Consider the following 8,574-nt stretch of genomic DNA (forward strand, 5'->3'; position numbering starts at 1 on the left):
GGCGAGAGTGTCTGCGCCGCCGCGTTCTCCGTATACGTCGCGCTCGTCGCCACCGAGGACAGAACCGGCGCATCGTTGACATTCGCCATTTGCTTTCCCTTTCCACCGAGCTCGACAAAACACGCGTGCTGGTCTGCACTACCTCGCGCGCGGAACCTCAGGAATGGTAATATGCGTGCCTACCGAGGGCACCATCGCCGCCACTTGAGGGAACAAGGACTTCGGTACGTCTCTGTCTTATGGGCAGCAGATAGCAAGCAATGCTTGTCTATGGTGAATGTAGTGCCAAATGATCGAAACATGCAACTGAGATTCCGCGGTTCGAAGTCGGCGGTAGCATAGCCGCTCCTACTGCGGCGCCTGTGATCCAGTCGGCGACCACCTTGATCATCAGGACCGCTGTCCAGCCAAGCGACGGCTCGCCCGTGCAGTCCTCGTTCATGCCGTCCTGATCGCCGAAGCCGCTGTCCTCCTGCTCTGTGTCCTCATCCCAATGGCCTCCTGTAGACCAGCCATGAGTAGCGGAGGCGTCCAGCTCGTCGCCGCTGGGCTCCAGGTCGCAATCCGCTTCCATCACGTCGAGCGCGGTGATCAGCGCCATCGACTGGTCGAGAAGCTCATTGACGCCGCGTGGATCGCCTTCCGCCATGCGCGAGGGTCCATGCCATCGGGAATACCGTAGGGCTTCAATGTTCCAGCCAGCGCGTTCATGCCCACGCCTCATCGCTGCGAATATAGGCCATGATCGTGTCGTGGTCGGCGCCGGCTTCTCGCATCCGCAAGATCGCTGCCCCTATCGCACCCTCCCGCCTCAGGTTGTCCTTCCGCCAACTGGCGATGCAGCCCTTGATCTCCGCGTCGTCGGCACCGCTCTGGTGCAGCCGCCAAAGACGTTCGACCACTTGGTTGAACTGCGCCCGAAGGCGTTCGGCTACCTCGGGCGGCAGTTCGGCCATCCGCGCCTCGATGCTCGCCCACCATTCTTCGGTGCTCCGACGCCTTGGCTTATCGAGCATCGTTACTGCCCGTATCGTTGGCGCCGCTGTAGCGCCTGCCAAGGCGGGCAGAGAGGCTATTGCGCCAATGAGCATGGCACGCCGGGAAAACCGCCCGGTGATGATCTGCATTGCCTCGACAGCGGGCATAGCTTCCAGCTGCCGGAACATGGGTGTTCGGCATGGTGTCGACTCCGTTGATGTTTTCGTATTGCAAGTGATACGAATAGATCACCGTTGTACTATCGTCAACACTTTTAGATAAAGTTGATACGAATGGATAAGCCGACAGGCCGACAGATTGCAGCCGCGCGAACTCTCGTCGGCATGACACAATCGGAATTGGCCGAGCGATCAAAGGTGTCAGTGCCGACCGTGAAGCGAATGGAGGGCAGCGAAGGCCCGGCGGTTGGTATGGCGAACAACGTCGATGCGGTCTGCCGTGCCCTCGAAACTGCTGGCGTCGAGTTCATCCCCGAGAATGGCGGTGGGGCTGGGGTGAGGCTAAGGAAAGCTCATGGATAACGATCTTCGCCACACTGCCATCCACGAAGCCGGCCATGCTGTTATTGGCCGCGTCCTCGGCATGGGGTGCGGGTACGCAACCATCATTGCTGACGACGATTCAGCCGGTCATGGCATCGTCGGCGACCCCTGGCAAATCTTGGGAGATTGGGAACAGCGGGAGCGATATCGGGACGCCTCGACCGTCTTTCACGGCCGGATGATGAGCTTCATGGCTGGCGCCCTGGCCGAGTACGAATTCTTCGGAACGTGCGAAGGTGGAGACGGCGATGACCAATGGCAGATAGTGATGATGGCGGAGGACGGCGCCGCCGTGCCAAAGCGTTCGGGCATCTGGGAGGCTGACAGAGATCGGCATATCGATCGCTTGCGAACCCGCACAGCCGGATTGGTTCGAAGGCATCGCGGCAGGATTGCGAAAGTCGCGGACGCCCTTGCCGAATGCGGCACCCTGTCTTCCGAAGAGATCGACGCACTTATCCGCTGAAATCGTCAAGCACTCCTTACGGGGAGCCGGCTTGCTTGTCCGCAACAGTTGCGCGATGATTCAAGTGAGGCGAGCGAGGGGCAAATGAATAAGCAAGAAATTATTGATGGCATTCGATGCAGACAGGCGAACGGCCAAGAATGCATCGTCCTCCATTTTCAAGTCATGGTTGGTCTCAACAGTTCACCGCCTCAATACGCGAAAGGCCGCGACCGGTACGAGCTTGAAAACGGCGTCGGTGTTGAGCTGATGAAAGACGGAACGTCGTTCAAGGTCCACACTGGCGAGATGCTGAGCAAAATCTGATGAGCAAGCCAATCGCGATCGTCTTCGGATTTCTCGGCTGCTGCATTTGGTATTCACCAGGCTTCAACGGGTTTTTCTTTCCGCCCTCAGACGTGAGTGTCGGGGACGGCAGAATTATTTCATCCATCCTGATCGCGGCAGCGGCCATTCTCTGGTGCATGAACTCGTCAGAGAGAACGTAGGTTTGCCATCATCACTGCTTGCGTGCGCGGTCCCGTTCCGCTGCCGTCAATAGGTTATGCAGGTGGTTTTCGATGAGCAGCAGTGTTGCGAGCGTCCCGCATACCACGGCAGCGAGAGCGAAGCCGGCCATTAGCCCTGAGATCGCTCCGACAAGGCCAGCACTGGCACCTCTCTCATGAAGATGAGCCCAGCCCGCGAAGCCGCCGCCCAGTGTGATAAGAAATGCGAACACGGTATTAAGGCCGGCAAGAACGTCTGTCAGAGCACGTGTCATCGAACATCTCCCCCAAGATTTGGGTGTGGAGCTTACAGCGTGTCTGTGAAAGCCGCTACGGCTCCTGCCCGGCGGCGCTGGGCGTGAGGCCGCTATCGCCGGAACATAGGCTAACCTTCCTGTTCTTGGGGGAGACCATCCGTCAGATCGTAGAAATCAGATTTCGAGCCGACGAAAATGTGTTTGCTGAGATGAAGGCCCGTCGGCGGGTCAAGAGTGCCCGCCGAGATGAAGATTTCCCCGCTAGAAGTCGCTCTCCAGAATAGGTTGCCGCCGCAGCGTGAGCAGAAGCCGCGCTCGACATTGTGCGACGACCGATACCAGCGCAATGTGGACGAAGTCAGCAGCCTAAGATCGGCCGATCGGCAGGCTGCCATGGCCGCGAAGTTGCCGCTGGTGCGCGCGCACTGGGTGCAGTGACAGGCGATAGGCTCTGCGAGCTCGCCTGCGATTTGGTAGCGCACACCTCCGCATAGGCAATGTCCCGATGACATGGAAACCTTATTCAAAAAACACGGTTTTGTTCCGGCCCGTTGCGAAAAAACTTCGGCAGCCGGGTCGCCGCTTCAGAGCACCACCTCATATTAGCAATCGCTTGACTAAGGCCGGCGCCGCTCCAGACTCATGGAAATGGCGAAGGCCTTCAACATCGGCGATGAGGTCGCAATCACCGCGACCGTTCGGCGGCGAGTGACAGACGATCGCGTGAGCGTATCAATCCCGTCCTACGGCCAGCCGCATTCGATTGTCGATCGAACAATGCAGGTGCGGAAGGGTCAGCACATCGAGTTGATTGGCGACGTCACCTACCTACTCGACAAAAACCGCGTGACGGTGAACCTGGGCATTCCCGTTACGGTCGATGCCTCTGTTCTCAGGCTGGTGAATGCCTACAAACCACCGACGCGAAAGAGACTGCTGGTCGACAAGCCGATATGATGGCTTCAGCCCAGGTGCAACCACCAACGCGCCACGATGGCCAGCGCCGGCAGCGCCAGAACAGCGGTTGGTGAGCACCGTCGATCGGCTGATCCCTTAGTTCGTTCGGACGCTTTGTGCGAGTTGCCTAAAGAGCGCATAAACTCTTAGCCGGCGAGACGACGCGGCCCCCCGCTAGTCTGGTCGGTTAGGCTCGGCGTCCTCTCAGGTAACTCTCCTTCTTGGATGCCGAGCCGGCATGGGCAAGCGCTGGCTATTGCTTATCTCGAAAATCGAGCAGCTTGGCGTGGGGGAGCTTCTCCTCGCCCTTCAGGAACCGCACGCGGCCAACGAGACCGGGTTTCAGCCACTCCGCCTTGTCGCTCTTGAGCCCTTTCGGGACCGGCCCGCCTACCTTCCCCTGCACCCGGTCCCATAGGCGCTGGCGCTTATCGGCCTTGAAAGTGACGAATGCGCCGCCGGCGTAACGGCCCTTGTCGGCCATCAGCACCGTGGCCGGCTTGCCGGCCTCTCGCTGCACGCCAATAATGTCCATCTCCTTTTCGGCATAGCACTTGATCTTGCGCCAGTTCATCGTCGGGCCGCTGCGATAGACGCTGTCCTTGCGCTTTGAGAGCATGCCTTCCAGCCCTGCCTGGTCCACCAGGTGATAGACAGCGGCGCCAGTGCCCGGCATCGCTTCACTGAACTGGATACGGCCACCCGCCGGAAGCAACTCCTGCAGGATCTCGCGACGGTCTTCTATCGGCAGGTTCCGCAGGTCGTGTCCGTTGAGGTGGAGGAGGTCGAACGCCACCAAATACAGGTCGCGCGAGGGCTTGCGGCTGGTGGCGGCTGATTGCAGCACGTGGAAGTCGGACAGGCCCGCTTCGTTGATCGTAATCGCCTCGCCATCGATGATGAAGCTTTCCGCCTCGATCGACGCGGCTTCCCCTGCAAGTTGGATGTAGCGGCCTGTCCAGTCGTAACCGTTCTTGGTGATCAGCCGAATACCGTCTTGGTCCTTGATGAGCTGGGTGCGATACCCGTCGAATTTGATCTCATGGAGCCAGTCATCGCCCTGCGGTGGCGTGTCGACCAGTTCCGGCTCCATCGGCTTGATGAATTTCAGACGCATGCACCGACTCGCAAGGCACGCGATTCAATCAGCTTTAGCTAAAATAGCGGAACGTTTGCCGTGGCCGGATGTTGCTTCCGGCATGACGAAGCTACCTGACCTTGGACCACGAATCGAAGGCAAGCCGCGCGAGGGCGAGGCCGACGGCGACCGTTTCTACCTGTGCAAGGTCTGCGGCCAAGCGGTGGACAAGCGCGACCTGCGCCAGGTGATGTGGCACGAGCAGCCTGGCCACGAACCGCTGGAGTTGGAGACCGCAGCGAAGGTCCTCGTGTTTCCTCGACGGAAATAGAAAAAAGCCCGCTACCTTTCGGCAGCGGGCCAGTTCAACAGTCGTGGGAACATGCACCGTGTAATGGGAGAACAACAGTGCAACCGCCGAAGTGTTTCGACGCAACAATGTTCCACGTGCTCCCGCGACGGCTGACAGACGCGACTGAGAGCGTAAATGCACAAGTTTGTGGTTATATAATCGAGTATATCTGAAGCTTCTGACCAAATCTTCGCTTCGGCGGTTTCCAATTCCGAAATTTACCAGAATAATCCTGGTCGCTTGCAGACATGTCGACTTTGCTAGATGCTGCGCCTCCATAGACCATCATCAGATCGGCCGATCTGCAGTAGCGGACGTTGCCGCAACTACATTCCACCTTCACAAGCATATTGTGCCGGGTCGCCTTCCCCAGCGTGTCGATCGGATCGTGCGCCATGAGAACGAATAAGGAACAAATTTCTTGCCCGTCAAGACGTCTTGTGGAAACTATCCCCCATGAGCGACGAACCTGCCAAGCTTGCCGACGGCATGAGCGCCGGCACCGCGCGAGCGCGCCCGAGTGCACGGGCATCTGTGCGAGCATACGGGTTGCGCGAAGCATGCAGGCTTCGGTTTTGCCCGGCCTCGCCAAGACCCGCACTGGTTCTGTTTCGAGCACCGGGCCGACGGAGAGCAGTACCTGTAGGAGAACATACCATGCTTTACATGGACGAAAGGCAGCAGGCTGACCTGAACGCAAAACTCATCCGCGACCGGCCGGAAATCGAGATGACCGTCAGGCGCGTGTGTAAGTTGCGTTATCAACAGCCTGGTCGACGACGAGGAGAAGGCCGTCGAACTATCGCGGATCATCCAGCGACAGATCGAAAAAGAACTGCGATCGGTTCATGGCGCAGACGGTTCGCTAACCGCTCGGCCCGCGGCCGATCTCGTCGATGATGTCGGGCGTGTTGTTCCGTGGCGAACCGACCTTGGTGTCGATCGGCCACATCTTCATCAGGTCCGAAGGGAACGGCTTCATCAGGTCGCGAGGATCCGGGTCTGGCCCTAGCCAGCGCATGTAGTCGACTGGGGCCAGGATCACCGGCATGCGTCGTGTATCGACGCCATCAACTCATTCGGCTCGCACGTGGCAATTGCGAAGGTCCGGATCAATTCGCCGGTCACCTTGTCGGCATACTCTTCCCAGATGCCCGCCAAAGCAAAGGGCTCTCGGATTTCATGGCGATGGCATAGGGCTGTTTCTTCTTCCCCGAGGCATCGAGCTTCTGCCATTCGAAAATAGCCGTCGACGGGCACCAGGCAGCGGCGCGACGTATATGCTTTCTTGAACATGCCGTTAGTCGCGATGGTCTCGCAGCGGGCGTGGACCGGTGGCGGGCGGCTGCCACATCCCGAGCCCAACCAGGCACGAGCCCCCAACGCGCCGACACTAAGCCGGCCATGCTGGTCGATAGCTCTTCGCGGATGATGATCGGATAGGTCAGGCTGGGCGCCCCGTTCCAGAGCGGGAACTATTGCCTAGCCGTTCGACCTCGCCCGGATGAGCGAACTCGAACCGACTCACCATGTCGGGAATTGTGGTCTTTACAAAAACGCGTCCGCACATTTTGGAGCCGGCTGATTACGTCAGGGAAGACCAAAATGGGGAACGGACTGCGAACGAGTCAACTGCGAGGTAGATGGGGTATTCGGCTTGCGCCGCGTCTTCAACGATGATGCGGGAAGGTGCTGCGCTTCGAGCTGATGATAGAACGTGGTCTGTCCAACAGCCACAAGCATCAGGAAAGGAAGCGCAACATGACGCACTTTATCGGCCTCGATGTCTCGGTGAAAGAGACCGCCGTTTGCATTGTCGACGAATCCGGCAAGATCTGTCGCGAGGTGAAGGTTGTCAGCCACCCCGACGATCTCCTCGCCGTCCTGAAGGATCCTGCCTTGAACATTGAACGGGTCGGTCTCGAGGCCGGGCCCTTGTCACAATGGCTTTTCGAGGGGCTGGCGAGTGCCGGGTTGCCGGTCATCTGCATCGAGACGCGCCATGTGAAGGCGTTCCTGAAGGCGCGGCCGAACAAGACGGATCGCAATGACGCGCGCGGCATCGCGCAGATGATGCGGGTCAACCTCTACCGCCCGGTGCATGTGAAGACGCTGACGAGCCAGAAGCGGCGGGCGTTCTTGACTGCCCGCAAGCTGCTGCAGGGGAAGGCAATCGCCATTGAGAACGACGTCCGCGGCCTTCTGCGCAACTTTGGCCTCAAGGTCGGTGTTGTGGGAACGGTAAAGTTCGAGGAACGGATTTGCGAGCTCGTCGAAGGCGTGCCCGATCTCGAAGAGATCATGGAGCCGCTGCTGGCCGCCAGGCGGAAGTTGCGCGAGGAATTTGCGCGCCTGCACAAAAAAGTGCTGGGGATCGCCAGAGACGATATGACCTGCCGGCGCTTGATGACAGTCCCTGGTGTCGGCTCCGTAGTGGCGCTCGCGTATACCGCGACAATCGACATCCCACAGCGGTTCAGAAACTCCAAGGCGGTAGGGCCGATCCTGGGGCTGACACCGAAGCTCGACGAGTCCGGCGAAAGTAAGCGCGTTGGATGCATATCCCTGTGCGGGGACGGCATGATGCGGACGTTGCTTTATGAGGCTGCCCAAACGCTAATGACTCGCGTGACGAAATGGTCGTGGCTCAAGGCCTGGGCGATGAACGTCGCCAAGCGACGTGGGATGCGCAAAGCAATTGTCGCGCTCGCACGTCGCCTGGCAGTCATCATGCATCGCATGTGGCTGGACGGCACCGAGTTCCGCTGGACGCGGGAAACCATGGCGTCAGCCACCTGATCCAGAAGGGCCGCAAAGGAGATAGACAGAAAGTTCCGCCGCCGGCGGACGAACGTCCTTCGCAGGACGATGGATGAGGCGAGTTCGCTGAGACACTGGTACTGATTGCAACATGCGATCAAGACGCTTGGTAGATTGTGCCGCCTCATTCTTCTGACCCCATACAGGGAGGGCGAAACGCCGATCCCGGAGAGAAGCAAGGCCCTGCGAAGACGTAAAAACGCCGGAGGCACGGAAAAGCTCGGTAGCGCTTGACCTCAACACGCCGAATAGAGAAGTGTCTCACTTTGGAATTTAGTCGTTGAACACCCCCGCCGAATGAGGCGTTCTCCCATCTGTGGATATCCGCTTCGCCAAGCCGCCCGATCGTCACTTCGGCTTCGCGAAGCCTTTAGGTCCGGTGGGCATTAGCAACTTCCTCAGGCAGCAAACCTTCTACTGCCCAACTATGGACGCAGCCGGCCGCGCTGAGGTTATCGGATCGGCGTGACGAAGGACGATCCTCCACGCGCCATCCTCCTGCCGGAAGATGGTGGTGGCCCGAAGCGAAATCGGCACCAGTTTATCGGCGCCGCCGACCTTGGATTGAAGCCGCTCGATTTCGATGATGTAGCCCAGGTCCGCCGTCGCGTACTC

16 protein-coding genes are annotated in these 8,574 nt (G+C 59.3%); 7 read left to right on the forward strand and 9 right to left on the reverse strand.

The window, feature by feature from the left end; translation table 11 throughout:
• Positions 1-268 precede the first annotated feature (268 nt).
• Together O7A60_RS31405 and O7A60_RS31410 are read right to left on the reverse strand one after the other, a co-directional pair.
• Positions 269-649 (reverse strand): hypothetical protein, encoded by a 381-nt coding sequence (locus tag O7A60_RS31405; protein WP_337109528.1) that lies wholly within the window; start codon positions 647-649, stop codon positions 269-271.
• A gap of 58 nt (positions 650-707) precedes the next feature.
• A complete protein-coding gene (locus tag O7A60_RS31410; protein ID WP_337109529.1) occupies positions 708-1,127 on the reverse strand; it encodes a hypothetical protein in 420 nt (139 codons plus the stop codon).
• A 144-nt stretch (positions 1,128-1,271) separates the two neighbouring features.
• Between O7A60_RS31410 and O7A60_RS31415 the strand changes: the two genes are divergently transcribed.
• The 4 genes from O7A60_RS31415 (at position 1,272) to O7A60_RS31430 (ending at position 2,495) form a co-directional block, all read left to right on the forward strand.
• Positions 1,272-1,520: a helix-turn-helix transcriptional regulator gene (locus O7A60_RS31415; RefSeq protein ID WP_415926881.1), complete on the forward strand. Its 249-nt coding sequence runs from the start codon at positions 1,272-1,274 to the stop codon at positions 1,518-1,520.
• Positions 1,513-2,007: an FtsH/Yme1/Tma family ATP-dependent metallopeptidase gene (locus tag O7A60_RS31420; RefSeq protein WP_337109531.1), complete on the forward strand. Its 495-nt coding sequence runs from the start codon at positions 1,513-1,515 to the stop codon at positions 2,005-2,007. Before O7A60_RS31415 ends, O7A60_RS31420 begins: the two co-directional genes overlap by 8 nt.
• Before the next feature lie 84 nt (positions 2,008-2,091).
• Entirely contained in the window at positions 2,092-2,313 is a 222-nt protein-coding gene (locus tag O7A60_RS31425) for a hypothetical protein (RefSeq protein ID WP_337109532.1), read from the forward strand.
• The gene (locus O7A60_RS31430) at positions 2,313-2,495 is read left to right on the forward strand and encodes a hypothetical protein (protein ID WP_337109533.1); all 183 of its coding nucleotides are present in this window, start codon (positions 2,313-2,315) and stop codon (positions 2,493-2,495) included. Before O7A60_RS31425 ends, O7A60_RS31430 begins: the two co-directional genes overlap by 1 nt.
• 11 nt (positions 2,496-2,506) lie before the next feature.
• Here the strand turns inward: O7A60_RS31430 and O7A60_RS31435 are convergent, their stop codons facing one another.
• Positions 2,507-2,770, reverse strand: a complete 264-nt coding sequence (locus O7A60_RS31435) for a hypothetical protein (RefSeq protein WP_337109534.1) — start codon at positions 2,768-2,770, stop codon at positions 2,507-2,509.
• A gap of 110 nt (positions 2,771-2,880) precedes the next feature.
• Positions 2,881-3,264 (reverse strand): GFA family protein, encoded by a 384-nt coding sequence (locus O7A60_RS31440; protein WP_337109535.1) that lies wholly within the window; start codon positions 3,262-3,264, stop codon positions 2,881-2,883.
• Positions 3,265-3,400: 136 nt separating this feature from the next.
• Here O7A60_RS31440 and O7A60_RS31445 point away from each other — a divergent pair, with 136 nt between their 5' ends.
• Complete coding sequence (locus O7A60_RS31445; protein WP_337109536.1) at positions 3,401-3,709, forward strand: hypothetical protein; 309 nt, start codon at positions 3,401-3,403, stop codon at positions 3,707-3,709.
• Positions 3,710-3,962: 253 nt separating this feature from the next.
• Here O7A60_RS31445 and O7A60_RS31450 read toward each other — a convergent pair whose 3' ends face one another.
• Complete coding sequence (locus O7A60_RS31450) at positions 3,963-4,826, reverse strand: ATP-dependent DNA ligase (RefSeq protein WP_337109537.1); 864 nt, start codon at positions 4,824-4,826, stop codon at positions 3,963-3,965.
• Positions 4,827-4,908: 82 nt separating this feature from the next.
• On the opposite strand from O7A60_RS31450, the gene O7A60_RS31455 reads away from it, so the two are divergent.
• Positions 4,909-5,118, forward strand: coding sequence for a hypothetical protein (locus O7A60_RS31455; RefSeq protein WP_337109538.1), 210 nt, complete (start codon positions 4,909-4,911; stop codon positions 5,116-5,118).
• An 886-nt stretch (positions 5,119-6,004) separates the two neighbouring features.
• Here the strand turns inward: O7A60_RS31455 and O7A60_RS31460 are convergent.
• From O7A60_RS31460 to O7A60_RS32085, 3 genes are read right to left on the reverse strand one after another with little or no spacing between them, the layout of a single operon-like run.
• Entirely contained in the window at positions 6,005-6,190 is a 186-nt protein-coding gene (locus tag O7A60_RS31460; RefSeq protein ID WP_337109539.1) for an SOS response-associated peptidase family protein, read from the reverse strand.
• Positions 6,181-6,267, reverse strand: coding sequence for a hypothetical protein (locus tag O7A60_RS32080; RefSeq protein WP_415926882.1), 87 nt, complete (start codon positions 6,265-6,267; stop codon positions 6,181-6,183). The genes O7A60_RS31460 and O7A60_RS32080 overlap by 10 nt, the downstream gene beginning before the upstream one ends.
• Positions 6,264-6,587, reverse strand: a complete 324-nt coding sequence (locus O7A60_RS32085) for an SOS response-associated peptidase family protein (RefSeq protein WP_415926883.1) — start codon at positions 6,585-6,587, stop codon at positions 6,264-6,266. The genes O7A60_RS32080 and O7A60_RS32085 overlap by 4 nt, the downstream gene beginning before the upstream one ends.
• A 313-nt stretch (positions 6,588-6,900) precedes the next feature.
• On the opposite strand from O7A60_RS32085, the gene O7A60_RS31470 reads away from it, so the two are divergent.
• A complete protein-coding gene (locus O7A60_RS31470) occupies positions 6,901-7,938 on the forward strand; it encodes an IS110 family RNA-guided transposase (RefSeq protein WP_337109541.1) in 1,038 nt (345 codons plus the stop codon).
• 435 nt (positions 7,939-8,373) lie between these two features.
• Here the strand turns inward: O7A60_RS31470 and O7A60_RS31475 are convergent.
• Positions 8,374-8,574 (reverse strand): nuclear transport factor 2 family protein (locus O7A60_RS31475; protein ID WP_463147949.1); only part of this gene is annotated, 201 nt, incomplete at its 5' end.

Origin of the sequence: Mesorhizobium salmacidum (SeqCode), assembly GCF_037179605.1 — a bacterium.
GTDB lineage: Bacteria > Pseudomonadota > Alphaproteobacteria > Rhizobiales > Rhizobiaceae > Mesorhizobium > Mesorhizobium salmacidum.